22 protein-coding genes are annotated in these 25,282 nt (G+C 63.6%); 3 read left to right on the plus strand and 19 right to left on the minus strand.

Translation table 11 applies throughout. From position 1 onward, the window contains the following. The 8 genes from QUH67_RS33700 to QUH67_RS33735 all read right to left on the minus strand — a co-directional run bounded on the left by QUH67_RS33700 (position 1) and on the right by QUH67_RS33735 (position 7,634). The gene (locus tag QUH67_RS33700) at positions 1-1,680 is read right to left on the minus strand and encodes a methyl-accepting chemotaxis protein (RefSeq protein ID WP_300944288.1); all 1,680 of its coding nucleotides are present in this window, start codon (positions 1,678-1,680) and stop codon (positions 1-3) included. Between the two features lie 188 nt (positions 1,681-1,868). Beyond that, a complete protein-coding gene (locus QUH67_RS33705) occupies positions 1,869-2,582 on the minus strand; it encodes an ABC transporter ATP-binding protein (RefSeq protein ID WP_300944290.1) in 714 nt (237 codons plus the stop codon). Continuing rightward, the gene (locus tag QUH67_RS33710) at positions 2,575-3,342 is read right to left on the minus strand and encodes an ABC transporter ATP-binding protein (RefSeq protein WP_300944292.1); all 768 of its coding nucleotides are present in this window, start codon (positions 3,340-3,342) and stop codon (positions 2,575-2,577) included. The genes QUH67_RS33705 and QUH67_RS33710 overlap by 8 nt, the downstream gene beginning before the upstream one ends. After that, positions 3,335-4,282: a branched-chain amino acid ABC transporter permease gene (locus tag QUH67_RS33715; RefSeq protein ID WP_300944294.1), complete on the minus strand. Its 948-nt coding sequence runs from the start codon at positions 4,280-4,282 to the stop codon at positions 3,335-3,337. The genes QUH67_RS33710 and QUH67_RS33715 overlap by 8 nt, the downstream gene beginning before the upstream one ends. Further along, a complete protein-coding gene (locus QUH67_RS33720; RefSeq protein ID WP_300944296.1) occupies positions 4,279-5,196 on the minus strand; it encodes a branched-chain amino acid ABC transporter permease in 918 nt (305 codons plus the stop codon). The genes QUH67_RS33715 and QUH67_RS33720 overlap by 4 nt, the downstream gene beginning before the upstream one ends. A 169-nt stretch (positions 5,197-5,365) precedes the next feature. Beyond that, positions 5,366-6,538: an ABC transporter substrate-binding protein gene (locus QUH67_RS33725; protein ID WP_300944298.1), complete on the minus strand. Its 1,173-nt coding sequence runs from the start codon at positions 6,536-6,538 to the stop codon at positions 5,366-5,368. Between the two features lie 247 nt (positions 6,539-6,785). Continuing rightward, the gene (locus tag QUH67_RS33730) at positions 6,786-7,253 is read right to left on the minus strand and encodes an RNA polymerase sigma factor (protein WP_300948269.1); all 468 of its coding nucleotides are present in this window, start codon (positions 7,251-7,253) and stop codon (positions 6,786-6,788) included. 72 nt (positions 7,254-7,325) lie between these two features. Beyond that, positions 7,326-7,634: a hypothetical protein gene (locus tag QUH67_RS33735; protein WP_300944300.1), complete on the minus strand. Its 309-nt coding sequence runs from the start codon at positions 7,632-7,634 to the stop codon at positions 7,326-7,328. Positions 7,635-7,860: 226 nt separating this feature from the next. Between QUH67_RS33735 and QUH67_RS33740 the strand changes: the two genes are divergently transcribed. Then, on the plus strand, positions 7,861-9,135 hold the full coding sequence (locus QUH67_RS33740; RefSeq protein ID WP_300944302.1) for an NAD(P)/FAD-dependent oxidoreductase: 1,275 nt from the start codon (positions 7,861-7,863) through the stop codon (positions 9,133-9,135). Positions 9,136-9,174: 39 nt separating this feature from the next. Here QUH67_RS33740 and QUH67_RS33745 read toward each other — a convergent pair whose 3' ends face one another. After that, a complete protein-coding gene (locus tag QUH67_RS33745; RefSeq protein WP_300944304.1) occupies positions 9,175-10,401 on the minus strand; it encodes an ABC transporter substrate-binding protein in 1,227 nt (408 codons plus the stop codon). A 54-nt stretch (positions 10,402-10,455) separates the two neighbouring features. Then, positions 10,456-11,673: a cytochrome P450 gene (locus QUH67_RS33750; RefSeq protein WP_300944306.1), complete on the minus strand. Its 1,218-nt coding sequence runs from the start codon at positions 11,671-11,673 to the stop codon at positions 10,456-10,458. A gap of 83 nt (positions 11,674-11,756) precedes the next feature. Here QUH67_RS33750 and QUH67_RS33755 point away from each other — a divergent pair, with 83 nt between their 5' ends. Beyond that, on the plus strand, positions 11,757-12,281 hold the full coding sequence (locus tag QUH67_RS33755; RefSeq protein WP_300944308.1) for a MarR family winged helix-turn-helix transcriptional regulator: 525 nt from the start codon (positions 11,757-11,759) through the stop codon (positions 12,279-12,281). Between the two features lie 282 nt (positions 12,282-12,563). Here the strand turns inward: QUH67_RS33755 and QUH67_RS33760 are convergent, their stop codons facing one another. Then, a complete protein-coding gene (locus tag QUH67_RS33760; RefSeq protein ID WP_300944310.1) occupies positions 12,564-14,423 on the minus strand; it encodes a feruloyl-CoA synthase in 1,860 nt (619 codons plus the stop codon). 286 nt (positions 14,424-14,709) lie between these two features. Here QUH67_RS33760 and atzF point away from each other — a divergent pair, with 286 nt between their 5' ends. Further along, on the plus strand, positions 14,710-16,512 hold the full coding sequence (gene atzF / locus QUH67_RS33765) for an allophanate hydrolase (protein ID WP_300944312.1): 1,803 nt from the start codon (positions 14,710-14,712) through the stop codon (positions 16,510-16,512). A gap of 159 nt (positions 16,513-16,671) precedes the next feature. Here the strand turns inward: atzF and QUH67_RS33770 are convergent, their stop codons facing one another. The 8 genes from QUH67_RS33770 to QUH67_RS33805 form a co-directional block, all read right to left on the minus strand. After that, entirely contained in the window at positions 16,672-17,376 is a 705-nt protein-coding gene (locus tag QUH67_RS33770) for a GntR family transcriptional regulator (protein WP_300944314.1), read from the minus strand. Then, entirely contained in the window at positions 17,373-17,762 is a 390-nt protein-coding gene (gene hpxZ / locus QUH67_RS33775; protein ID WP_300948270.1) for an oxalurate catabolism protein HpxZ, read from the minus strand. The genes QUH67_RS33770 and hpxZ overlap by 4 nt, the downstream gene beginning before the upstream one ends. 2 nt (positions 17,763-17,764) lie before the next feature. Then, positions 17,765-19,141 (minus strand): AtzE family amidohydrolase, encoded by a 1,377-nt coding sequence (locus QUH67_RS33780; RefSeq protein ID WP_407080498.1) that lies wholly within the window; start codon positions 19,139-19,141, stop codon positions 17,765-17,767. Positions 19,142-19,167: 26 nt separating this feature from the next. After that, positions 19,168-19,350, minus strand: coding sequence for a DUF4089 domain-containing protein (locus QUH67_RS33785; RefSeq protein ID WP_300944318.1), 183 nt, complete (start codon positions 19,348-19,350; stop codon positions 19,168-19,170). 18 nt (positions 19,351-19,368) lie between these two features. Further along, positions 19,369-21,135: a dipeptide ABC transporter ATP-binding protein gene (locus QUH67_RS33790; protein ID WP_300944320.1), complete on the minus strand. Its 1,767-nt coding sequence runs from the start codon at positions 21,133-21,135 to the stop codon at positions 19,369-19,371. Positions 21,136-21,244: 109 nt separating this feature from the next. Then, positions 21,245-22,144, minus strand: coding sequence for an ABC transporter permease (locus QUH67_RS33795; RefSeq protein ID WP_300944321.1), 900 nt, complete (start codon positions 22,142-22,144; stop codon positions 21,245-21,247). A 9-nt stretch (positions 22,145-22,153) separates the two neighbouring features. Next, positions 22,154-23,167 carry an ABC transporter permease gene (locus QUH67_RS33800; protein ID WP_300944323.1) on the minus strand — a complete coding sequence of 338 codons (1,014 nt, stop codon included), beginning with the start codon at positions 23,165-23,167 and terminating at the stop codon, positions 22,154-22,156. Positions 23,168-23,173: 6 nt separating this feature from the next. Further along, the gene (locus tag QUH67_RS33805) at positions 23,174-24,793 is read right to left on the minus strand and encodes an ABC transporter substrate-binding protein (RefSeq protein ID WP_300944324.1); all 1,620 of its coding nucleotides are present in this window, start codon (positions 24,791-24,793) and stop codon (positions 23,174-23,176) included. Between the last annotated feature and the right edge of the window lie 489 nt (positions 24,794-25,282).

Consider the following 25,282-nt stretch of genomic DNA (forward strand, 5'->3'; position numbering starts at 1 on the left):
TTAGCCCGCGCCGCCAGCGATCGCCGACGCCTCCGCGGCGGCCCGCTGCATGCTCGACGACATTTCAGAGGTAACGGTGCTCTGCTCCTCCACCGCTGCGGCCGTGGACGTGACATATTCGCAAACGTTCTGGATTTCCGTCCTTATTTCGTTCAGCGCGCTCACGACCTCGTCGGATATCGAATTCAAGCCGCCGATCTCCGTGCCGATCTTGTCGGTGGCCTGCTTGGCCTGATTGGCGAGGTTCTTGACTTCCGCCGCGACGACGGCAAAGCCCCTGCCGGCCTCGCCCGCCCGCGCCGATTCGATCGTCGCATTCAGCGCCAGCAGATTGATCTGACCGGTGATGTCGCCGATCATCTCGACGATGCCACTCATGGCCTGCGTGGCGTCACTGAGCCGCTTGGCCTGCGAATCGGCGGAAGCGACCCGATCGGCTGCGCCTACCGCGGTCTCCTTCGACTTGACCATCGCCTCGGAAATCTCGCGTACCGAGGCGTTCAGCTCCTCTGCGCCTGCGGCGACCGATTCCATCATGCCGCGAACGCGCTCATTGCCCATTCGAACCAGCACTTGCCGGGTGATGTCGCTGGCATATTTCACGACCTTGAACGGCTTGCCGTTGAGATCGAGGATCGGATTGTAGGATGCCTGGATCCAGACCTCCTTGCCGCCCTTGCCGATCCGCTTGTATTCACCGGTCTGGAACTCGCCCCGGTTCAGCGCCGCCCAGAATTCGCGGTAAGTCGGGCTGTCCCGCTCGTCCGGCGCCACGAACATGCTGTGGTGCCGGCCCGCGATCTCGGCGAGCGAATAGCCGAGAGCCTGCTGAAAATTGCGATTGGCGGTGATGATCGAGCCATCGAGATTGAACTCGATGACGGCCTGCGATTTTCCGATCGCATCGATCTGGCCCGACAGGTCGGCATTGCGTAATTTTTGCTCGGTGACGTCGATGGCGAACTTGACGACTTTGACCGGCTTGCCCTTGTCATCGAGGATCGGATTGTACGACGCCTGGATCCAGACCTCCCTGCCGCCCTTGCCGATCCGCTTGTACTCGGCCGCCTGGTACTCGCCCCGGTTCAGCGCTGCCCAGAACTCCCGGTAGGCGGCACTGTCGCGCTCCTTTTGTTCGACGAACATGCTGTGATGCTTGCCCTGGATTTCGGCGAGCGAATAGCCGAGCGCTTTCAGGAAGTTTTCGTTGGCGTCGACGATGGTGCCGTCGAGCCTGAATTCGATCACCGCCTGCGACCGCTTGGCAGCGGCGACCTGACCGGCGAAGTCCGAGTTCTGCAGGCGAATACTGGCGTCGGCCCATTCGACAACCGTGCCGGCACTGCTGCCATCCGCCTTCTTCAGCGGCGTCGCCATCAGATCGAAGCTCCATTTCCCGATCTTGATGGTCGCCCGATGCACCGAACTGAGCGACTTCAGCATCTGCCGCTGATGGCTCGGGTTCTTGTGGAAGACATCGATATTGGTCCCGATCAGGGTATCGACGTTGAATTTCGGCAAGTCCTTCTTCAGGTCGGCCTCGGCCTCCCGCAGCAGCTTCCTCACCGCGTCGTTCATGTAAACGATGTTGAGGTCGGTATCGGCGATCATGACATTCGCGCTGATCGCTTTGGTAGCGAGCAGAGCCAACGAATCGGAATCGGGCTTACGGCGAAACATCGAGGTCCCCAGCAAAACGGCACCTCGTCACCCTGAGCATCGGCGCCTAAATCAACGTTAATTTCGTGTTCCGTACAATCACGGGATTGTCGGATGGACTCGCCCGATGCGGCGGCAACGGGCCGCGAACTTAACGCAGCCGCGCCACTCGCCTTTCGCCGCGAACCTCGACCACCAGCGGAATTTTCTCAGATACCCAAATACCGATGCTGCAGATCCGGCTCCGCGATCAGCTGCTCGCTCGTCCCGCTCCACACCGTCCGACCGCGCTCGATAATGTAGTGGCGGTCGGCGATCTTGGAGAGGTTGGCGACGTTCTTGTCGATGACGAGCACCGATTGCCCCCTGCCCTTCAGCATCGAGAGGCAGCTCCAGATTTCCTCGCGGATCAGCGGCGCGAGGCCTTCGGTGGCTTCATCGAGGATCAACAGCTTGGGATTGGTCATCAGCGCGCGGCCGATCGCCAGCATCTGCTGCTCGCCGCCCGACAGCGTCACGCCCATGTTGCCGTTGCGCTCGGCCAGCCGCGGAAACAGCGCGTGAATCTTGTCGATGGTCCAGGGGTCGGGATTGCCGAGGCGGTTGCCGGAGGCTGCGACCAGGTTTTCGTAGACGGTCAGGTTCGGAAAGATCTGGCGGCCTTCCGGCACCAGGCCGATGCCGAGTTTTGCGATTCTGTATGACGGCAGGCTGCGCACTTCCTCGCCCGCGAAACGGACCTTGCCGGCGCGGGCCGGCGTCATGCCCATGATCGAGCGGATGGTCGTGGTCTTGCCCATGCCGTTACGGCCCATCAGGGCGACCATTTCGCCGGATTGAACTTTAAGCGACAGGCCGAACAGCACCTGGCTGAGGCCGTAGCAGGTTTCGATGCCGTCGATTTCCAGCAGCGTTTCAGCCATGACCGACCACCACATGCTGGTCGCCGAGATAGGCACGCTTGACTTCCTCGTTGTTCCGGATGGCGTCGGGATCGCCGGACGCGATCACGCGGCCATAGACCAGCACGGTGATACGGTCGGCCAGCGCGAACACCGCCTCCATGTCGTGCTCGACCAGGACGATCGTGACTTCCTTCCGCAGCTCTTTCAGCAGCGCCACCATGCGCGCGGATTCGGTGACGCCGAGGCCGGCCATCGGCTCATCGAGCAGCAGCAATTGCGGTTTTGTGGCGAGCGCAACCGCGAGCTCGAGTTCGCGCTGTTCGCCATGGCTGAGCTCGGATACCGGCACATTGGCGCGCTTCGCAAGCCCCACGCGCGCCAGCGCGGCCTGCGCTGCATCGCGCAGGTGCTTTTCCTGGCGGGCCGCGCCCCAGAAGCGGAACGAGTGACCATCATGCGCCTGTGCGGCCAGCGCAACATTGTCGGCCGCGGAAAAGTCCGGCAGCAGGCAGGTGATCTGGAACGAGCGCGCCAGGCCGAGCCGACTGCGCTGGTAGGACGGCAGCCAGGTGACGTCACGGCCGCCGAAATGAATCGTGCCGGAGTTCGGCATCAACTGCCCGGTCAACTGGCTGATCAGCGTGGTCTTGCCGGCGCCGTTGGGGCCGATGATGGCGTGCAGCTCGCCCGCCCCGACATCGAGCGACAGATTGTCGGTCGCCTTGATGCCGCCAAAGCTGCGGACCAGCTTTTCAACGCGGAGCATTGGATCAGCCACGGCCAAACCTCCCCAGCAAACCCATGATGCCGCCGCGCGCGAACAGCACGATCAGCAGCAACAATGGACCCATGATCAGCGCCCAGTATTCCGTGAACTGCGACAACAGCTCTTCCAGCAGTAAGAACGCGATGGTTCCGATGACGGGACCGAACAGCGAACCCATGCCGCCGAACACCACCATCACCATCAGCTCGCCGGAGCGGGTCCAGTACATGCCGGCCGGGCTGACAAAGTCGGTATTGTTGGCCAGCAACGCGCCGGCGAGGCCGCAGATGGTGCCCGAGATGACGAAACAGACAAGGCGGTACCGGTTGGCATGATAGCCGATCGCCTGCATGCGCTGCTCGTTGGAACGGATGCCCTGCACCACCATGCCGAACCGCGAATTGATGATGCGCCAGATCAGATAGATACCGCCGAACAGGCAGCCGAGGCACAAATAGTAGAACTGCACGCGGTTCGACAGGTCGATCAGGCCGCCGAAATTGCTGCGCTTGTAGATCGTCAGCCCGTCGTCGCCGCCATAGCGCGACATGCCCGAGGCGATGTAATAAGCCATCTGCGCAAAGGCGAGCGTGATCATGATGAAATAGACGCCGCGGGTGCGGAGCGACAGCGCGCCGATCACCAGCGCGTACAGCGCCGATGCCAAAAGCGCGACCGGCCACTGGATGAAGCCGGAGCCGATGCCTTCGAACGCGAGGATTCCGACCGCATAGCCGCCGATGCCGAGATAGGCGGCATGGCCGAAACTCATCATGCCGCCATAACCCATGATGAGGTTGAGGCTCGCGGCGGCGAGCGCGAAGATGACGATGCGGGTGAACAGCGTCAGGATGAAGATGTTGCCTGACAGCGCTGAATAGACCGGCAGCAGCGTGAGGCCAAGCACGACGAGCGCCACGACGGCGTTGCTAACGTTGATGCGGGATTTCATCGCTTGGCGGCCGGAAACAGCCCCTCCGGCCGCACGACAAGCACGATCGCCATCAGCAGATAGATCAGCATCGAGGACAATGCGGGGGCGGCGGTGGAGGCGGCGGAAGAACTCAGCGCCATGCGCAAGAGATCCGGCAGGAAGGCGCGGCCGAGCGTATCGATCATGCCGACGAAGATCGCGGCCAGGAACGCGCCGCGGATCGAGCCGATACCGCCGATCACGATGATGACGAAGGCGAGAATCAGGATGTTCTCTCCCATACCGATCTGCACCGTGAGGATCGGCGCCTGCATCAGCCCGGCGAGGCCGGCGAGTGCGGCGCCGAGCCCGAATACCAGCGTGAACAAGAGCTTGATGTTGATGCCGAGCGCGCCGATCATTTCGCGGTTGGAGGCACCGGCGCGGATCAGCATGCCGACGCGGGTGCGCATGACGACGAGATAAAGCAATGCAGCGACCGCGAGCGCGACCGCGATGATCGACAACCGATAGGCCGGATAGGACACGCCGGGGACGATCTGCACCGGTACCGTCAGCCAGGCCGGCAGCGGCAGCGACAAGCCGGCCGGCCCCCAGATCAGCCGCACCGCATCGTTGAAGAACAGGATCAGCCCGAAGGTCGCCAGCACCTGGTCAAGATGGTCGCGGCCGTAGAGATGCCGGAGCGCGATGAATTCGAGCGCAATGCCCAACAACAATGTGGCGCCGAGCGCCAGCAGGATGCCGAGCACGAAACTGTTGGTCCAGGCCACGAACGTCGCGGCGAAATAGGCGCCCATCATGTAGAGCGAGCCGTGCGCCAGATTGACGAAATCCATGATGCCGAACACCAGCGTCAGCCCGGCGGCCAGCAAAAACAGCAACAGTCCGAACTGGAGGCCGTTCAGCGATTGTTCTACGAGGACGAGCATGAATCTAAAACTCTGGACCTAACAAAACAGCGGCAGCACATCTGCGCCGCCGCCATTTTTGCTGTTGGGCGGATGATCTGCCGCAAACTGCCTCCGGGTCAAGCCCGAGGGCGCGTTCGCGACATCATGCACCGGCCGTGCCAACCATCAGCACCGGCCATGCCAACCATCACTTCATCGGGCACTTGTCGGCGAAGCGGTCCTGGTCGTCCTTGACGATGGTCGCGACCGTCTTCAGCGAGAGCTGGCCGTCGGCGTCCTTGACGACGTCCTGCAGGTAGAAATTCTGGATCGGAATGTGGTTCTTGCCGTATCTGAACGCCCCGCGCACCGACTTGAAGTTGGCCTTTTCCATCTCGGCCTTCATCTCGTCCTTCTTCGCCGTGTCGCCCTTCACGGCAACCACTGCGCTGTTGATGAGTTGCGCGGCGTCATAGGACTGCGCACCGTAATAGGTCGGACGCAGGCCGGGATATTTCTTGCGGTAGTCCTCGACGAACTTCTTGTTCTCAGCGTTTGGCAGGTCGTTGACCCATTGCTGCGCGCCGGGAATCCCGATCGCGTTTTCCTTCTGCAGCGGCAGCGACAATTCGTCGACGGTGAACGCCGTATAGAGCGGCATCTGCGCCTTGAGGCCGGCCTGGGCATACTGGTTGAGGAACTGGACGCCGGCCGCGCCCGGATAGAACACGAAGATCGACTCGGCCTTGGAGTTCTTGGCCTTGGTGAGTTCGGCGGAGAAGTCGAGCTGGCTCGGCCACACCGTGTATTCCTCGCCCACGACCTGGCCCTTGAACGTGCTCTTGAGGCCCGCCAGCATGTCCTTGCCGGCCGCGTAGTTCGGGCCGATCAGGAACACCGACTTGACGCCCTTCTGGTTCATGTACTGGCCCATCGCCTGCGGCGTCTGGTCGTTCTGCCAGGAGGTCGAAAACACGTAGGGCGAGCAGAGTTCGCCGGCCAACTGCGACGGCCCGGCATTGGCCGAGATCAGGAAGGTCTTGGAATCGACGGCGGTCTTCAGCGAAGCCAGCAGCACGTTCGACCAGATATAGCCGGCGATGAAATCGACCTTGTCGGACTGGATCAGCTTTTCGGTCTTCTGCTTGCCCACGTCAGGCTTCTGGCCATCGTCCTCATAGATCACCTCGACCGGCTTGCCGCCCATCTTGCGGCCCATATGGTCGAGCGCCAGCTCGAACGAGTTGCGCATGTCGTTGCCGATCACGGCCGTCGGGCCGCTGAAGGTCGAGACAAAGCCGATCTTGATGGTGTCGCCGGCGGATGCGGGCTGCGCCAGCGCCAGAACTGCCGCGCCTGCCAGCCAGAATGCCTTTTTCATAATCACTCCCCTCCTCGTTATCGAACCAGACCCGGTCAACCGGGCGACCGCGCGTATCCCGCGCGCCTCATTATCAGGTGAGGTATTTTGTGCGCGAAATGCCCGGTCAGCGGCAAGCATGAACCAACGGTCCTGGGTTGGACCTTCGGCTCATGCCCAGCGGTCTGCACCATATTTCGTAGATGGCGGGGATGGCAAGAACTATAGTTCCGGTTGCTTGGGCAACTATTGTCGCAGTGGGGCAGGTTCAAACCGCGTATTCCGCGCCGTCGATCGCATACGCCGCATGGCGGAAATCGCGGATGGTCGCGACCCGGCTGGCAACCCAGCCCAGCAGGACGAAGTCTTTCGGTCCTGCGTCACGCCCGCTCGGATCGAACACCAGGATGGCGGGACGCCCCTCCATCACGCCCGGCACCAGATGCCAGTCGGTCACCTTGGCGTAGTTGCCGAAAGAGCTGTGAAGTTCGGCCTTGCCGCGCATCTGGGTTTTGTTGACGAGATCGAGCCGCACGTCGTCCGAAATCATGGCGCGGCGCAGGAAATCCAGCGCTGCATTGTGCGCGATGCGGAACAGCCAGCCTTCGGGATTGCCGATATGGCCGGCGGTAGAATGCGCCTCGATCGCCTTGGCGAGCGCATCCTGCAGCACGTCCTCGCCGTCGATGACCGAGCCGACCATGCGCACGCAATAGCGATGCAGCTTTGGCCGCATCGCTACCAGCAGGCGTTCGATGTCACAGCCCGCGTTCGGCTCAGGCACTCGATCCACCTCCGGCAAGCGGGTTCAATTCTCGCCCAGCATGCGATAGGTGCCGACGACGGTGGCGCCTTTGGGCACCGGAGGTTCGACGCAGCGCTCGCGAATGCCGCTCTGAAACGCGGCGAACGCCTTCAGCTTCGGCAACGGGCTGGCGCCGTCCTCAGTCGTGGTCTCGACGACATGGATAAAAGTATCGTCCTCCAGCCGCAGCGACATGTAGCGGAGGTCTTCCGGCTGCGCGGCGTTCAGCTCTGCAAACACCGCCGCGACCAGTTCGGCATTCCTGTCGGCCATGTCAGGCCTGATCCTGTATCGTATCACGGTCCGCTTCATTGCGCTCTCCTCGTTGGCACTGCAAAGGCAGCACATTTCGATCCCAAGGACGTCCGGGATCGGCCAAAGGATGCGGGATGGCGAAAAAATATTTCGTTCCGGCAAGACGGGACGGCGGGTGATACGCTTTCGCTATCGACCGATTGACAAACGCGCCTTGGACCAGGGGGCGCAAATGACTACATAGTCCATTGAGTTGAATGATCCAGAACCGGGATTGCATGCCATGTCGGCAGCGCCGAAACAGCCCCATCATGTGGTCATCGTCGGCGCCGGTTTCGGCGGGCTGGAAGCGGCCTTCGGGCTGGCCGGCGCGCCGGTCAGGATCACGCTGATCGACCGCCGCAACCATCATCTGTTCCAGCCGCTGCTCTACCAGGTCGCGACTGCGTCGCTGGCGACGTCGGAAATCGCCTGGCCGATCCGCTACCTGCTGCGCGGACGCGAGGAGGTGACGACGCTGTTCGCCAATGTCAGCGGCCTCGATGCCACGGGCAAGCGCGTGCTGCTCGATGACGGCGACGCGATCGCCTATGACACGCTGGTGCTCGCCACCGGCGCACGCCACGCCTATTTCGGCCACGACGAATGGGAGCCGTTCGCACCCGGCCTCAAGACGCTGGAAGACGCCACCACACTGCGGCGGCGCATCCTGGTCGCGTTCGAGCGCGCCGAGCGCGAGACCGATCCCGCGAAGCGCGCGGCACTGCTGACGTTCGTCATCATCGGAGCGGGGCCGACGGGCGTCGAGATGGCCGGCACCATCGCCGACCTCGCCAAGGACACGCTGCCGCCGGACTTTCGCAACATCGACACCCAGAACACCCGTGTCGTGCTGGTCGAAGCCGGTCCGCGCGTACTGGCCGGTTTTCCCGAGGACCTTTCGGCCTACGCGCAGCGCGCGCTGGAGGAAATCGGCGTCGAGGTGGTGCTGGGAAAACCCGTCACCGAGTGCTCCGCCGATGGTGTCGTCTATGGCGGGAACAAGCTCGAGGCCCGAACCATCGTCTGGGCCGCCGGCGTGCGCGCCTCACGCGCGGCGGAATGGCTGAACGCGCCCGCCGACCGCGCCTATCGTTTGAAGGTCGAGCCTGATCTCACCGTGCCCGGCCACGCCGACATCTTTGCGATTGGCGACACCGTGACCATCGCCGGCCCCGATGGCCATCCGGTGCCGGGCATCGCGCCGGCCGCCAAGCAGCAGGGACGCTACGTGGCGGCGCTGATCAAGGCGCGCCTGGAGGGCGGCACGCTGCCGCCGTTCCGCTACAAGCACGCCGGCAGTCTCGCGCAGATCGGCAAGCAGAAGGCGGTGATCGATTTCGGCTGGATGAAGCTGCGCGGCAATCTCGCCTGGTGGATCTGGGGCCTTGCCCACATCTACTTCCTGATCGGCCTGCGCAACCGCCTCAGCGTCGCCCTGAGCTGGCTGTGGATCCACGCCCGCAACCAGCGCGCCGCGCGACTGATCACGCAGGGTTCGAGCAAGGTGACGGGATAGCGGCTCGCCTCCGCGAGCCGGGGAGAAGCCGGCCGCGCGTTACTTCACCAGCGAACAACCACCATCCGCGATCGGGCGGAACGCCCGATCGGCCGGAATGGTCGAGATCAGCTTGTAGTAGTCGTACGGATATTTCGACTCGTCCGGCTTCTTCACCTCGAACAGATACATCGGGTGAATGACGCGGCCGTCCTGGCGGATGGCGACGTCGCCGAACAGCTTGTCCTTGCCTTTGAACTTCTTCATCTGCGGCACAGCGTCTTTCGCATGGTCGCTGCCGGTGGCCGCCACGGCGTTGAGATAGGCCAGCGTCGACGCATAGACGCCGGCCTGGTTGCCGCTCGGCATCTTGCCGTTCATGCCCGGCCGCGACGCGAAGCGCTTGGCGAAGGCGCGGGTGTCGTCGTCCATGTCCCAATAGAAGGCTTCGAGCAATTGCAGGCCTTGGGCTACCTTCAGCCCCATGCCATGGACGTCGTTGACGAACAGCAGGAACGCCACCATGGTCTGGCCGCTTTGCTGGATACCGAACTCGTTGGCCTGCTTGACCGCGTTGATGGTATCACCGCCGGCATTGGCCAACCCGATCACCTTGGCCTTCGAGTTCTGCGCCTGCAGCAGGAACGAAGCGAAATCCGAGGTGCCGAGCGGATGCTTGCTCGAGCCCAGAATCTTGCCGCCATTCTTCTCGATGTAGTTTGTGGCTTCAGCCTCGATCCCCTTGCCGAGCGCGTAATCCACCGTGACGAAGTACCAGTCCTTGCCACCGCGCGCCATCATCGCCGCCGCCGTCGTGTTGCCCGTCGCCCAGGCGTCGTTGACCCACTGGATCGTGTTGGGCGAACAGGCTTTTCCGGTGAGATCGGAACTGGCGGTGGACGACGCCAGGAACGTCATCCGCGAATCCCGCAGCAGCGCATTGATGGAAAGACCGACGGCCGAATTCGGCACGTCGACGATGGCATCGACGCCTTCGACATCGAGCCATTTGCGCGCGATCGCCTGCCCGACGTCGGCCTTGTTCTGGTGATCGGCGTAGACGATCTCGACCGTGATGCCCTTGCCGCCGCCGTTGAAATCCTCCGCCGCCATGCGGGCGGCTTCCACCGACCCCATGCCGTTGGTGTCCTGAAATATGCCGGAGATGTCGTTGAGCACGCCGACGCGGACGACGTTGTCGGAAATTTCCGCGCGCGCTGTGTTGGCGCCGGCGAGCGACAAGGCGCCTGACAAGGCCAGCGCGAGATGACGGCCAAAACTCTTCATACCATTTCTCCCCTCGAACTTTTTCATTATTAAGAATATAGCTCGCCGCGCCTGTCAGGCCGCCGAGATGGTCACGGGAAGGCTCTCAAGCCCGCGCAGCGTGTTGTTGTAGCGGCGCTTCACCGGTCCAGCGATCTCGATGCTCCCGACCTTGCGCGCCAGCGCCGCCAGCATGGTCTCGCCTTCGAGGCGGGCGACGAGCTGGCCGACGCACATGTGGATGCCGGAGCCATAGCCGACATGGCCGCTGGTCCGCCGCGTGATGTCATAGCTGTCAGCGTTATCCCAGCGCCGTGGATCACGGTTGGCGGCGCCGAGGAACATCAGAACCTTCTCGCCCTCGCCGACCCGATGGCCGCCGATCTCGACCTCTCGCGTCGTGGTGCGGAAGAACGTCTGGACCGGGCTTTCGAACCTTACCGCCTCCTCGAATGCGTTGCGCGCCAGCGACAAATCCTGCCGCAGTCGCGCCAATTGTTCGGGATAGCGCGCCAGGCAGTAGACCGCCGCACCGATGCCGTTGACGGTCGTATCGAGCCCGGCAGACAGCAGCGAGCGCACCAAAAGCGGCGCCTCGGCCGCAGTGATATCGCCAGCATCGACGCGCGCATGGATACAGGCGCCGAAACCGCTGGGCGCGAGGTTCTCGCGCTGACATTGTTCGGCGACATAGGCCTGATGCGGCGCGGAGCGCTCGATCGCGTCCTGCCGCAGCTGGTTCGGCGGCCCGAACGCATTGAACACGACGCCCGCATAGGGCAGCAGATGCTCGCGCCCTTCCTGCTTCAGCCCGAGCGCATCGGGAAAGATCGCCAGCGGATAGGCTTCAGCCAGATCGGCGATGGCATCAAAGCTTTGTCGCTCCAGCAATTCGTCGACCTTGGCGGCGGCGGCGGCGGCGAAACGGTCGCGGACCTGCTTCAGCGCGGTCGGCGACAGCACCTGGCTCAGCACCGCGCGGGTGCGCGTGTGCTCCGGCGGATCGGCCTCGAGAATGAGGCTGGGCGGACGCCACGGTTTCTCCTTGGCAAAATCGCTCAGGCCGACGCCGCGACTCGAACAGAACGTGGCGGGATCGTTCAGCACCGCATGCACCTCGGCATAACGCGCGACACCGTAGACCTTCCATGTGTTGAGATAGACCAGCGGCCCGGCCTCGCGCAGCCGCTCCTGGCTGGGATGCAGATCGTCAAAGTATTCGATCGAAAACGGATCGAGCGACAGATGCGGCACAGCCGCGACGTGGTCGGCACCGGCGTCCATAGAAGTCATCGAGACCTCCCGAAGTTTGCCCTTGTAAAGTCCTGCCCCAAGTCCCTATTGCTCGCGCGCAATTCCGCAGCGATGATCGAGACATGAGCCAGAATCCCGTTAGCCGGAAACCGCGTCGGCCGCCTCCGGCGGAGCCCGCCCCCGCCGACGACGGCCCGTTGCTCGATCTCGAACGCTACGTTCCGGCATTCATCACCTTCATTGCCAACAAGCTGTCGAACAGCGCGACGGTGTTTTATCAGCGCAATTTCGGCGTCAACGTCACGGAATGGCGGATCATGTCGCTGCTGGCGATCGAGCCCGGCATTCCCGCCTCGCGGATCTGCAGCGTGATCGGCTTCGACAAGGGACCGGTCAGCCGCAATCTTTCCGTGCTGCAAAAGCGCGGCCTGGTCGCGATCCGCACCGCACCTGACGACGGCCGTACCCACGCGATCTCGCTGACCCCGCGCGGGCGCGCGATCCACGACAAGGTGATCATCGCCGCGCTCGAACGCGAGCGGAGGCTGCTGTCCTGCCTGAAGAAAGACGAGCGGGAGGTTCTGATCGACCTGCTGCGGCGGCTGCACGAAAATCTCGGCGCCGTGACCGGCCAAGGCAGCACCTGATCGCGCAACGCCGACGCTCTGTCCGGCCGGGTACGCGCCGGCATTCGGCTCCAATGAGCCGCTCCTCTCAAGCATCCGTTTTCTCCCGGCACGGCGAGGCAGTTCGACTGCTCTATGGGGAGGCCGTGCGATGACACAGAAGCTTCCACAAGTTAGTTGCTTTGGCAACAAATTTGTCGGCGCGGGCTATTATCGAGTTCGATCAGCCGGTTGGTGCGTAAATCTTCTTGCTTCGGACGCAGCGCAGCACGACGTGACACGCTGCGTCCGGAGCACGAAATGCTAGCAGGCGATCCACTCGGCTGACGCATCATTATCGAGCGTTGCTACCGCCTGCGCCCGCCGCGTCAGCACCGCGCGCTGGTTGATGTAACCCTTGTCGGTGATCTCGCCGCCATCAACGGAAGCCGGCTCGGCCAGCAGCAACGCCCGCGTCGCGTGCCCGGACGAGTTACCGCTTTGCGCCTTCAGTTTCGCAAGACCCTGCGCGATCGCGCTTCGAACCGCGTCATGGCCGATCACATCTTTCACGTCTGCGCTCTCGGGCAGGCCCGCAAGCGCCCGGCACGCCGCGATGTTCGGAAACACCAGGAAGCGCACTTCGTCACCGCCATGGCCTGTGACCACGATGTCCTGCGCCAGCGGCGCCAGCGCGGCGATGCCGGCCACACGCAAGGTGCCGACGTTGACCCAGGTGCCGGAGTTGAGCTTGAAGTCTTCTGCGACGCGACCGTCGAAGAACAAGCCAAGTTCGGGACGCGCCGGATCGGCGAAGGTCACGGCATCGCCGATCAGATAAAAGCCTTCGCTGTCGAACGCCTGCGCGGTCAATTCCGGCGCCTTCCAGTAGCCGGGCGTCACGTTGGGACCGCGCACGCGCACCTCCAGCTTGTCGCCCGACGGGATCAGCTTCAATTCGGTGCCCGGAATCGGCACCCCGATATTGCCGGAGCGCTGCGCCTGAAAATGGCAATCGGTCGCCAGCGGCGAGGTTTCGGTCGAGCCCCAGGCCGACACCATCGGCAGCGCGCGGCCAACGGTCTTGACCGAGAGTTCTTCCAGCGCATCCCAGAGATTTTGCGGCAGCGCTGCGCCGGCATAAAAGGCGAATTTCACTTCGCCGAAGAATTTATGCCGCAACTCCTCCTCGCCCCGCAGCGCTGTGATCAGCATGTCAAAGCCGCGCGGCACGTTGAAATAGACCGTTGGTCTCACGCTGCGCAGGTTAGCGAGCGACGTCGCGAACAGCCCCGGCGCCGGCTTGCCCCCGTCGACATGGAGCGTGCCGCCATTGCGCAGCACCAGGTTGAAATTGTGGTTGGCGCCGAATGTGTGGCTCCACGGCAGCCAGTCGAGAATCACAAGATCGTCGCCGATGTCGTCGAGGAAGGTCCAGGTCTGCGCCTTGGCCTGCTGGCTTGACGTCAGCATGCGCTGGGTGTTGATCACGGCTTTCGGCGTACCAGTCGAGCCCGAGGTGAACAGGAATTTTGCGATCGTATCCGGCGTGATCGCGGCAAAGGCCTTTGCGACGTCAGCCGTCTCCGGGGTGGTCGCGATGCTGCGAAACGAAACGGCCTCGGCATCGCCAGCACCGCCGCTGACGATCGCCGCCGAATGCAGCGGCTGGATCGCCGCCAGCGCCGCCGCGAAAGGTTTTGTGCCGGAAACATAGATCGCGCCCGGCTGCAACAGCGCGACCATGCTCTTGAGCTTGTCGAAGTCCTTCGACATCAGCGAATAGGCCGGCGAGATCGCGGCCGACGGCACGCCGACATGCTGGGCCGCAAGCGCAAACAGCGCGTGTTCGACGCTGTTGTCGGACAGGATCACCAGCGGGCGCGCCGCGCTCAGGCCTTGCGCGAGAATCCACGCGGCAGCCGAACGCACCTGCTTCAGGGCGGCCTTGTACGTCACCGTCGACCACGGCGCATCGGCACTAACGCGGTCGGCGAGGAAGATGCGGTCGGGCGCCTGTCGCGCCCATTGCTCCAGCCAGTCGCCGATGCAACGCGCACTCTCGCGCAGCGGCGTCGTTGATTTCAGGACGATGCTGCCGTCGGCCCGGCGGTCAGCCATGATCGCAGGCGTCGCGAACAGCGTTTCGGATCGGTCGCGGCCCGGGGCAGCGGCTGGCGTCATCGGTTTCCTCCGCTGCCTCTTGTCATCTTTGTCGGGCAGACAGTTTGCTCTACGCGAGATCGGCTCAACCCGGCAACGCGCGCCGGCCAAAACGACCTGCCTAATTAATATGCAATCCAGATCCGACAGGACCGGCTAGCTTGGCTAGGCGCCTTGGCAACAGTGAAGCTAAGCGCTTGAAATCGTATAGGGACTGTTTCGCTTCCCTTCCCGCGACTGATGTACACAATGGCACATCGCTTGCTACGTTCCAGGTACCATCCTGCTCGCTGGAGTTTTGCTCGCCATGGGGTCTGACGCGCCCGAAACCGTTGCCGCCATCGTCGCCGCGCACCGCGCCGGCACCATGACCCCGGCGCAAACCATCGCCCGCTCCTATCAGCGCATTCGCGACCACAGCGATCCCGCCGTGTTCATCAGCCTGCGCGACGAGAAGGCGGCAATGGCGGAGGCCGAAGCGCTGACGCCGAAGGATGCGGCGGCGCTTCCGTTGTATGGTGTGCCGGTCGCGGTGAAGGACAATATCGATGCGCAGGGAATGCCGACCACGGCGGCCTGCCCGGCATTCTCCTATTCGCCCACGCAGGATTCGACCGCCGTCGCAAAACTACGCGCGGCCGGCGCCATCATCATCGGCAAGACCAATCTCGACCAGTTCGCGACCGGCCTGGTCGGTGTGCGCTCGCCCTACGGCATTCCCGTCAATCCGGTCCGCGCCGATCTCGTTCCGGGCGGATCGAGTTCGGGATCGGCAGTCGCGGTTTCGGCAGGTCTGGTGCCGCTCGCGCTCGGCACCGACACGGCGGGCTCGGGTCGCGTGCCGGCGATGCTCAACAACATCGTCGGGCTGAAGCCGAGCCTCGGATTGATCTCCAACGCCGGGCTGGTGCCGGCGTGCCGAACGCTGGATTGCATCTCCGTGTTCTCGCTCACCGTGGACGACGCGATGACCGCGCTGGCGGCGCTGGCGGGCCCCGACGGCGCCGATCCATATTCGCGCGACCGGCCGCTGGGTGCCATGTCGGCGCCCCCCGAACAACTCCGGCTCGGCGTGCCACGCGACGGCCAATTGATCTTCTTCGGCGACCGCGCCGCGGAGAAAGCCTATGGCGAGGCACTCGAGCGCTGGACATCGCTCGGCGCCACCTTGGTGGAATTCGATCTGGAGCCGTTTTACGAGACCGCGCGGCTGCTCTATGAGGGGCCATGGGTCGCCGAGCGCTACCTCGTCATCCGCGACCTGCTCGCCTCGTCGCCGGATTCGATCCATCCCGTGACGCGCGAGATCACCGCACCCGGCGCACGGCTGACGGCGGCCGACACCTTTGCTTCGCTCTATCGGCTGCAGGCGCTGCGGCGTACAGCCGAGCGCGTTTTCACTCATTTCGATGCCATGGTGCTACCGACCGCGCCAACCGCCTACTCCACGGCGCAGGTTCTCGCCAATCCGATCGAGCTCAACTCCAGGCTCGGCACCTACACCAATTTTGTGAACCTGCTCGATCTCTGCGGTCTGGCGCTGCCGGCCGCGATGCGCGCCGACGGCATTCCGTTCGGCATCACGCTGCTGGCGCCGGCGGGCCGGGACGCGGCGCTCGCCAGCATCGGCCGCGTGTTTCATGCCGATACCAAATTGAAGATGGGAGCCAAAGGGCTCGCGCAGCCCGCGCTCGCGCCGTTGCCGGCAACGGTGGGCGGCGATGAAATCACCCTCGCCGTGGTCGGCGCGCATCTTTCCGGCATGGCGCTCAACGGCGAACTGCAGGCGCTCGGCGCACGCCTGCTCGAAGCGACCATGACCGCGCCGGACTACAAACTTTATGCGCTCGACACGGTGCCGCCGAAGCCCGGCATGCTGCGTCTCGACACCGGCAAGGGGAATTCGATCAAGCTGGAATTGTGGGCGCTGTCGGCGGCAGCGTTCGGAAAGTTCGTCGCCGCGATCCCGCCACCGCTCGGGATCGGCACGGTGAAGCTGGCGGATGGAAGAGCGGTGAAGGGATTCGTGGTCGAGCCGGTGGCGATCGAAGGCGCGCGCGACATTTCGGCGTATGGCGGCTGGCGGGCGTTTGTGGCCGAAAAGGTTTAGGCCGTCATTCCGGGGCGCGCGAAGCGCGAGCCCGGAATCCAAGTCACCGCAAAGCCGGTATTGATTTTATAATGAGCGCCTTCCGCGTGGAGAGTTGGATTCCGGGTTCGCGCTTCGCGCGCCCCGGAATGACGGGGACAACTCCCCGACGGCCCACTCCTACACCGACACCGCGTAAATCTCGTATTCCCCGCGCACCAGTTCGATATGCGCGCGCATTGCCGCCGCAGCCCCGTTCTTGTCGCCGCGCATGATCGCGACCACGACGAGGTCGTGTTCGGCGTGCGATTTCGCCAGCCGTCCCAGATTGCGGAACTGGGCGCGGCGGAACGGCTGCACGCGCACCCGCGTCGCCAACGTCATCTCGGCGATGTAGCCGTTCTGAGATCCGGCATAGATCGCGTTGTGAAAGCGTTCGTTGACCTCGTGAAAGCGCTCGGGGTTGCCGGCGTGGCTCAGCACGCGCAACTCCTCGTGGATCGCCTCGAGCTTCTGGCGATCGGCCGGCGGCATCCGCTCGGCGGCAAACCACGCGCACAGCGCTTCGAGTTCGGCCATCGCCTCGAACATTTCCTTCAGCCGGTCGGGCGAAGGCTGCGCCACGACGGCGCCGCGATGGGCGCGAGACTCGACCAGGCCGCTCGCCACGAGCTGGCGCAGCGCTTCGCGGACCGGGGTGCGCGACACAGAGAAACGCCGCGCGATGTCGGTCTCGTCGAGCGCCGATCCCGGCGGCAGTACGCCGCGCACGATCTCGTCGGCGAGTTGAAGCCGCAATTCTTCCGCGCGCGTAACCTTGTCGCGCAGCGGTGACGGCCGGTCGACGCGGCGAACAACGGTTTGCGGTAGATCCTCCAGACTCATGCCGTTGGCTCGTCGATCATGCTGACATGGGCTGCAACAATCCTCCACCCTTCAGGAAATCGCACCCAGGTCTGCATCTGCCGCCCGACCCTGCCCGGCGCGTTGTCGCGATAGAACAGCGTCGAGGCGACGGCGGTCTCGCGGCCGTAGCTCGTGATCACGGTCTTGTCGGTCCGGCGCATCAGCCCGGCCGGCGAGCGCGCGGCGCGAAAGCCCTGAATCGCCTCATAGCCATAGAGATTCTCGCCGATGCCATAGCGCAGCGTGCGGGAATCATTGCGGAACAGTTCGCCCAGCACCGCGACGTCGTTCGACACCAGCGCCTTTTCGTAACGCGCGAATTGCGCGGTCACCTCGGCCAGCACGTCCGGCAGATCGATCTCCATCATCACACTCCTCTCGGGGCCGGTGCGGCGGCAGCGCCCATTTTTTCCAGCGCATGCGCCACGCGCAGCGCGATATCCTCCCGCCACGGTGCGGCGATGATCTGCACGCCGATCGGCATCGGCTGCAGCGGCACGGGGACTGCGACCACGGGCAGGCCGATGAACGAAATCGGCTGGGTGTGGATGCCGATATTGGCGCGCACCGGCAGTTCGACGCCGTCCAGTACGAACGTCGCCTGTCCGAGTTTTGGCGCGATGCAGGGCGTGGCCGGCGCGATGATCACGTCGACCGACTTGAACAGCTCCAGCACTTTGGCGCGATACCAGCGGCGGAATTTCTGCGCGCGGTCGACCAAAGGCGCCGGGACCATGGCGCCGGCGATCAAGCGATCACGCACCGCCGGATCGAAATCGTTCGCCCGGGTGCGGAGGCGATCGAGATGCAGCGAAGCGCCCTCCGTGGTGGAGATGACATAAGCCGCGGCGCGAGCGCGAGCAGCCTCGGGGATTTCGATCGTTTGCGTGGCATCGAGCGCCTTCGCGATGCGCGAAACGGCTTCGACCGCTTCGGGGAAGACGTTCTTCTGAAAATATCCGCCGGCGATCGCAATCCGCAAACCTGCAAGGCCCTGCGCCAGCAGCGGCGTGACCGGTTCGACCGGGCGCGAGGTGCAGGCCGCATCGTCGGCATCCGGTCCCTGCATCGCATCGTAGGCCAGCGCAAGATCGCCGACATTGCGCGCGAACGGGCCGAGGTGATCGAAACTGGCGACGAAAGGAAACGAGCGCGCGCGCGACAGCCGGCCGTAGGTGGGCTTCAAACCAAAGATGCCGCAGAACGACGACGGCACCCGGATCGACCCGTTGGTGTCGGACCCCAGTGCGATCGGCACCAGCGCGCCGCCGACCGCGCTGCCCGATCCGCCGGAGGAGCCGCCGGTCATCCGGGTCGGATCATGCGGATTGCGCGACGGGCCGTCATGCACGTTCTCGCCCGTAAAGTCGTAGGCGTATTCGCCCATGTTGAGCGCGCCGACCAGCACGGCGCCGGCCGCTTCCATCCGCTCGATCAACGTGGCGTCGCGCGACGATGGCGCGAGGTCGCGGTTGATCTTCGAGCCGGCGCGGGTGGAGAGGCCCTTGACGTCGAACAGGTTCTTGACCGCGAACGGCACGCCGGCCAGCGGCCCGACTTTCTCGCCGGCCGCGATCTTCGCGTCGACCGCCTTGGCCGTGGTGCGGGCGCGATCAGCGGTGACGTCGGTGAAGGAATTCAGCACGCCGTCATGGGCAGCGATCCGCGCCAGCGCGGCTTCGGTCGCATCGAGCGCGGAGAATTGGCGGTCGGTTATCGCCTGCGCGATTTGCTGGGCCGACATCCCATCAGTGTTTACGGTCATGACGATCAGGCCGAATAGATGGTGGCGGGCTCGGTTTCATCCGGCAGCGGGAATTCATCGACCAGCCTTGCCAGCCTCAGCGACACTTCGAGGTTTGCCCGCACGGCGGGGCGCCAGGCTTCCTCGACCGGCAGCGCCAGCGCCAGCGCAACAGCGTCGATGTAACTATCAAGGGGTTCGGCAGCCATTTCACTCCCACTCAAGCTCTAGTGAACCGGCAACGGCGGATGCGGGATCGCCGTCAACAATTCCTTGGTATAGGCGTCTTGGGGATCGCCGAGCACCTGTTCGGATGAACCCTGTTCGACGATGCGCCCCGACCGCATCACGATGACACGATCGCACAACAAACGTACCACATTCAGATCGTGCGACACGAACAAATAGCTCATGCCCATCGACGCCTTGAGGTCCTGCAGCAGATTGAGCACGACCGCCTGCACCGAGACGTCGAGCGCTGCGGTCGGCTCGTCGAGGATCACCAGTTTTGGATGCAGCGCGATGGCGCGCGCGATGCCGACGCGGGCCTTCTGGCCGCCGGATAGCTGGTGCGGGAAACGATCGAGCAAATTGACGGGGAGGCCGACAAGGCCGGCGAGTTCCTCGCAGCGCGCGCGCAGCGCGTCACGTCCCCTGATGTCGCCGAGTTGCATGATCGGATCGGCGATGGCGCGCGCGGCGGTGAAGCGCGGGTTGAGGCTGTCGGTCGGATCCTGGAACACCATCTGGATGCTTTTGCGCAGCGGCAGCCGGGCAAAGGCATTCGGCAGGATGGCGCCGATCTCGTCGCCGTCGAACACGATGCGGCCGGAAGTCTGGTCCAGGAGCCGCATCACCATCATCGAGGTCGTCGACTTGCCGCAGCCGGACTCGCCGACCAGGCCGACGCTCTCGCCGTGGCCGACGGTGAAGCTGATGCCGTCGACCGCGCGGAAGATTTCGGCTTCCACCGGCGGCTTGCGGGAGAACAGTTTTGACAGCACGGCCGTGGCGCCCTGACGGGGATATTCCTTGACCAGCTTTTCGACGGTGAGGAGGGGTTTTGCACTATCGTCACCCCCGGGCTTGACCCGGGGGTCCATCGCTGGAGAAGAATCTGGCGAAGAGGGATGGATGGCCGGGTCAGGCTCGGCCATGACGGAAGTGCCCTCCTCTTCCGGCAGCAAGTCCCGCAACGACACACCGAGCCGCGGCGTCGCGCGCATCAGCTTCTTGGTATAGGCGTGTTCGGGCCTGGCGAAGATATCCGCCGACTTCGCCGTCTCGACGACGCGGCCTTTCTCCATCACCACCACGCGGTCGCAATAGGCGGCGGCCAGTCCCAGGTCGTGCGTGATCAGGATGGTCGACATGTTCCGGCGTTTGGTCAGTTCGACGACCAGGTCCATCACCGCCTTCTGCGTGGTGACGTCGAGGCCGGTGGTCGGCTCATCGGCGATCAGGAGCTGCGGATTGCAGGCGAGCGCCAGCGCGATGACCACGCGCTGGCACATGCCGCCGGACAGTTCGAACGGATAGGCGTGATATCGCTCACGCGGGCGGGCAATCTTGACCTGCTCCAGCGCTTCGATGGCTTTCTCGCCGCGGTCATTGGAGGACGTCTGCACGTGCTGGCGCAGCACGTCCTCGATCTGGTCGCCCACCTTGCGGATCGGATTGAGCGCCGCGCGCGGGTTCTGAAAAATCATCGAGATTTCGCGGCCGCGCAGGTCGCGCATCTGGTTCTCGCTGGCGGCCTTGACGTCGATGCCGGAGAACATCACCGAACCGTCGGCGATCCGCCCCGCCCGGTCGAGGATGCGCATCACCGCATAGGACGTCACCGACTTGCCGGAGCCGGACTCGCCGACGATGCCGAGCGTCTCGCCCTTGGCAACGGAGATGTTGACGTGCTGCACGGCCTTGACGATGCCGCGTCGGGTGGAGAACTCGACGGTGAGGTCGTGGACGTCGAGCAGGGGCTGCGCGGTCATGACCGCCTCCCTAACAAAAACATCGAAAACAACCCCATGCACAGTAGGGATGTCACTGATTTTGTTGCGGTTTCAAATTCACCGGAACGGGCCACACCAAAAGCCGCCATCACGTCCTCCGCTGCGGGTCGACGATGTCGCGCAGGCCGTCGCCGAGCAGGTTGAAGCAGAACACCGCGATCATCAGCGCCAGCCCCGGAAACAGCGCGATCCACCATTCGCCCGACACCATGAAGCCCGCCCCCTCGGCAACCATGATGCCCCACTCCGCCGTCGGCGGCCGCACGCCGAGCCCGATAAAGGACAATCCTGCGGCGTTGAGGATCGCGTAGCCCATGGTCAGCGACATCTGCACGATCATGATCGGCATGATGTTGGGCAGGATGTGCACCAGCAGGATCCGCATCTCGCCATTGCCCGAGAGACGCGCGGCCTGCACGAAGCCGGCGTTGCGTCGGACATTGGCTTCCGCGCGGGCCACGCGCGCATAAAGCGGAAAATTCACGATCGCGGTCGCGATGATGATGTTCTGCACGGTGTTGCCGAGCGCGGCGACGATGCCCATCGCCAGCACGAACAGCGGAAACGCCATGATAGTGTCGGCGACGCGCCCGACGATGCGGTCGGTCCAGCCGCCAAAGTAGCCGGCGGCGATGCCGGCGAGCCCGCCCATCAGGAATACAAGCGCGACAGAGGCGACAGCGATGAACGTATCGAGACGCGTCGCGACCACGACGCGGCTGAAGATGTCGCGGCCCAGCTGATCGGTGCCGAACCAGTGCGCCGCCGACGGCGGCTTCAAGGCCGAGGCGGTATCGCTGGCGAGCGGATCGTAGGGCACGATGTAAGGGCCGAAGATCGCGGCAAACAGGATCACGACCAGCAGGCCAAAGGCGAAAGCGGTGACGCGGTTCTCGCCAAGCACATAGCGGGTGTGTTCGAAGATCGCGGCCAGTCCCGAGGTCCGCGCGGGTCCGGCAGGTTCAACGGCAGGCAACACAGCACTCATGTTTCAACCTCACCCTTCCAGCCGCACGCGCGGATCGATGACACCGTAGAGAATGTCGATGACCAGATTGAGCAGCACGTACATGACCGCCATGGTCAGCACAAAACCCTGCACCGGCGCGAAATCCGAGGAGATCAGCGCCTCGACGGCGTAGGAGCCGATGCCGGGCCAGGCGAACACTTTTTCGACCAGCACGTTGGCGCCGAGCAGGAACGAGAACACCATGCTGAGCGTGGTGATGACCGGCAGCATGGCGTTGCGGAAAGCATAGGTGACGATCACGGTGGAAGGCGAAAGCCCTGAGGCGCGGGCGGTTCGGACGAACTCGGACGCCAGCACCGCCAGCATCGAGGCCCGGGTCATGCGCGCGATCGGCGCCAGCGAGAAGATCGCCAGCGTCGCCGCCGGCAGGATCAGCTGGCTGAGCGCCGAACGAAAGGCCTCGAAATCGCGCGCGATCAGCGTGTCGATCAGATAGAAGCCCGTGATCGTCGGCGGCGCGCTGTAGAACACATCGAGCCGGCCGAGCGGCGCCGGCGACCAGCCGAGCCTGAAATAGAACACGTAGACCAGCACCAGCCCGGTAAAGAACACCGGCAATGAAACACCCGCGGTCGTCGTGATACGGCAGAGATGATCGATCCATGACCCCGGCCGCGTGGCGGCCAACACGCCCAGCGGGATGGCGATGATAACCGACACAAAGAGGCCCAGCAGCGTCAGCTCGGCCGATGCCGGCAGGCGGTTGCGGATCTCGGCGGCGACCGGCTGGCCCGTGGTCAGCGAATTGCCGAAATCGCCATGCACGAGGTCGCTGGTGTAGCGGAAGAACTGCTCGATCAGCGGCTTGTCGAGCCCGAGTTTCTTGCGGATCTGCTCGACCGCCTCCTTGGTCGCGGCAGGCCCTGCGAAGTACGCAGCCGGATCGCCCGGCAGCGCGCGCGTCAGCAGAAAGGTGACGATCACGACTCCGATCAGCGACGGGATCGCAAACAGCAGCCGTTTGCCGATCATGGTCAGCATGGCGGATTACGCCTTCACCAGCGCGCGATAGTCGAGCCGGCGGTGGAACCAGTACTGATAGCCCGAGATGTTCTTCTGCATCGCGACGTTGACGAAGGGCTGGTACAGCGGGATGCGCGGGATGTCGGTGAAGGCGAGATCGACAAAACCTTTGACGCTTTTGTCGTAAGTCGCGGTGTCGCCGGTCGAGGCGGCCGTACGCGCGCCGTCGATCAGTTTGTCCATCTCGGGCGACTTGTAGCTCATGGTGTTGAAGACGGAATTGTTGCCGTGATAGCACCAGTAGAAGAAGTATTCGGGGTAATCGAGCCAGCCCGAGAACACATTGGTGTAGAGCGGCATTTCCTTCTTGTTCAGCTCGGTGCGCCAGTTGGCGCCGGGCACCTTGTTGATCGTGGTCTTGATGCCGATCTGGGCGAGCGACTCCTGCACCAGCACGCAGAGCGGCTCGTTGACGCCGGCGAAATTCAGGTCGAATGAAATCGTGGTCTCGAAGCCTTGGGCGTAGCCGGCTTCGGCCAGCAGCGCCTTGGCCTTGGCCATGTCGGTGGAATATTTGGTCGGCTGCGGCCACGCGACCTCGGTGGCCTTGTCAGCCGCGGCGCCGAACATCGGATTGGCGAGGCCGAACAGCACCGCGTCCATGATCTTCTGATACGGCAACGCGTAGGCGACCGCCTGACGCACCTTGGGATTATCGAATGGCGGCTTGGTGACGTTCATGCCGATATACTGGATGCCGTTGGAGAACGGCAGCGACACCACGTTGAGCTTGCCGTTGGCCTTCATCTCCTGGAAATCCTTGAACGGCAGTTCGTAGGAGATATCGGCGTCGCCACGCTCCAGCAGCGCGCGACGGTTGCCGGCTTGCGGCACCATGCGCCAGATCACGCGCTTGATCTTCGGCAAGGGGCCGCCGACCCACTCGTCGTTGCGCTCCATGATCACTTCGGTGCCGGCGGTCCATTTTGTCAACTTGTAGGCACCGGAGCCCGCGGTCTGCTGCTTGGTGTATTCGAGACCCCAGGGATCCTTCTCGCTGGCGTTCTTCTTCACCAGTTCGGAGTTGACGATGCAGGGCACGATGACCGCGAGATCGGGAATCGTCAGGCGGTCCTTCTTGGCAAAGTCCACCCGCACGGTGTTGTCGTCAACGACGACGAACTGCTCGGTCTTGGTCAGCGAGCCCGCACTCATCTGGAAGGTCGGGAAACCACCCACGGAGACCGCGCGGTCGAGCGACCATTTGACGTCCTTGGCCGTGACCGGCGCGCCGTCGTGGAATTTGGCGTTCTTCTTCAGCTTGAAGGTCACCGACATGTCGTCGATCTTCATGTCGTCGGCGAGTTCGCCCTTGAACTTGTCGCGGTCGTAATACGGCACGCCGCCGGGACCGCTCTTCATCTCGTGCGTGATCAGGCGGTCGTAGCAATTCCACGACACCTCATAGCCGGGCACGTTGGTGCCGACGCCATGGATGTCTAAGTTGTTCGGACCGCCCTCCGAAACGATCAGCAGGGTCTCGGACCGTGACTGCGCCTGGGCCGCAGACCAGATCGCCGGCGCGGGCACCATCGCGCCCGCCGCAGCTCCAGTGACGGATTTGAGGAAATCGCGACGCTTCATGGGGATGCTCCAAATGCCTTCAGGGAAAATGGCTTTGGAACGGGGATCGCAAGGTTTGTGCCAAACCTTAAGGAGGCGTTTATTTCGCCTTATCCTGTTGAGTTATCTTGATATTTTTAGACCGCTAGGACAGTGCGCCGCGCGCAACACCCCAGCGAATTGCATACAAAGACGCATATTTGCTTATTAATTAATCAAAAATTCTTTGCGCTCCATTGTTGGGCGACGATCAAAATCGGCCACAGGAGGTCCTTCAACTCGTGGAGGGCGGCCTTTTCCAACCCAGCAAAAAACTACGGTGGCGATCCTGCCCAAAGCATTGGCGGACAAAAAGAAGCGGCTTGAGTGCGCATTTCTCCGAAATCAAACGGAACCGCGCGCCCGCGAATTTTTCTGAACTTGCGCGGAAACAAGTGTTTTTCGTTTTCTTACAAAAAGTGGACGAAACCACGCGTCGAGGGCGGTCCGTCAAACGTCATGACGCTTGCC

Source organism: Bradyrhizobium roseum (assembly GCF_030413175.1).
Classification (GTDB): domain Bacteria; phylum Pseudomonadota; class Alphaproteobacteria; order Rhizobiales; family Xanthobacteraceae; genus Bradyrhizobium; species Bradyrhizobium roseum.

Coding starts and splice junctions, on each gene's coding strand:
- QUH67_RS33805 (WP_300944324.1), bottom strand. CDS start 24,793: ATGAAGCGTCGCGATTTCCTCAAATCCGTCACTGGAGCTGCGGCGGGC.
- QUH67_RS33790 (WP_300944320.1), bottom strand. CDS start 21,135: ATGACCGCGCAGCCCCTGCTCGACGTCCACGACCTCACCGTCGAGTTC.
- QUH67_RS33745 (WP_300944304.1), bottom strand. CDS start 10,401: ATGAAGAGTTTTGGCCGTCATCTCGCGCTGGCCTTGTCAGGCGCCTTG.
- QUH67_RS33720 (WP_300944296.1), bottom strand. CDS start 5,196: ATGCTCGTCCTCGTAGAACAATCGCTGAACGGCCTCCAGTTCGGACTG.
- QUH67_RS33780 (WP_407080498.1), bottom strand. CDS start 19,141: ATGTCGGCCCAGCAAATCGCGCAGGCGATAACCGACCGCCAATTCTCC.
- QUH67_RS33755 (WP_300944308.1), top strand. CDS start 11,757: ATGAGCCAGAATCCCGTTAGCCGGAAACCGCGTCGGCCGCCTCCGGCG.
- hpxZ (WP_300948270.1), bottom strand. CDS start 17,762: ATGGAGATCGATCTGCCGGACGTGCTGGCCGAGGTGACCGCGCAATTC.
- QUH67_RS33730 (WP_300948269.1), bottom strand. CDS start 7,253: ATGCGGCCAAAGCTGCATCGCTATTGCGTGCGCATGGTCGGCTCGGTC.
- QUH67_RS33750 (WP_300944306.1), bottom strand. CDS start 11,673: ATGACTTCTATGGACGCCGGTGCCGACCACGTCGCGGCTGTGCCGCAT.
- atzF (WP_300944312.1), top strand. CDS start 14,710: ATGGGGTCTGACGCGCCCGAAACCGTTGCCGCCATCGTCGCCGCGCAC.
- QUH67_RS33725 (WP_300944298.1), bottom strand. CDS start 6,538: ATGAAAAAGGCATTCTGGCTGGCAGGCGCGGCAGTTCTGGCGCTGGCG.
- QUH67_RS33705 (WP_300944290.1), bottom strand. CDS start 2,582: ATGGCTGAAACGCTGCTGGAAATCGACGGCATCGAAACCTGCTACGGC.
- QUH67_RS33740 (WP_300944302.1), top strand. CDS start 7,861: ATGTCGGCAGCGCCGAAACAGCCCCATCATGTGGTCATCGTCGGCGCC.
- QUH67_RS33770 (WP_300944314.1), bottom strand. CDS start 17,376: ATGAGTCTGGAGGATCTACCGCAAACCGTTGTTCGCCGCGTCGACCGG.
- QUH67_RS33800 (WP_300944323.1), bottom strand. CDS start 23,167: ATGCTGACCATGATCGGCAAACGGCTGCTGTTTGCGATCCCGTCGCTG.
- QUH67_RS33760 (WP_300944310.1), bottom strand. CDS start 14,423: ATGACGCCAGCCGCTGCCCCGGGCCGCGACCGATCCGAAACGCTGTTC.
- QUH67_RS33715 (WP_300944294.1), bottom strand. CDS start 4,282: ATGAAATCCCGCATCAACGTTAGCAACGCCGTCGTGGCGCTCGTCGTG.
- QUH67_RS33735 (WP_300944300.1), bottom strand. CDS start 7,634: ATGAAGCGGACCGTGATACGATACAGGATCAGGCCTGACATGGCCGAC.
- QUH67_RS33700 (WP_300944288.1), bottom strand. CDS start 1,680: ATGTTTCGCCGTAAGCCCGATTCCGATTCGTTGGCTCTGCTCGCTACC.
- QUH67_RS33795 (WP_300944321.1), bottom strand. CDS start 22,144: ATGAGTGCTGTGTTGCCTGCCGTTGAACCTGCCGGACCCGCGCGGACC.
- QUH67_RS33785 (WP_300944318.1), bottom strand. CDS start 19,350: ATGGCTGCCGAACCCCTTGATAGTTACATCGACGCTGTTGCGCTGGCG.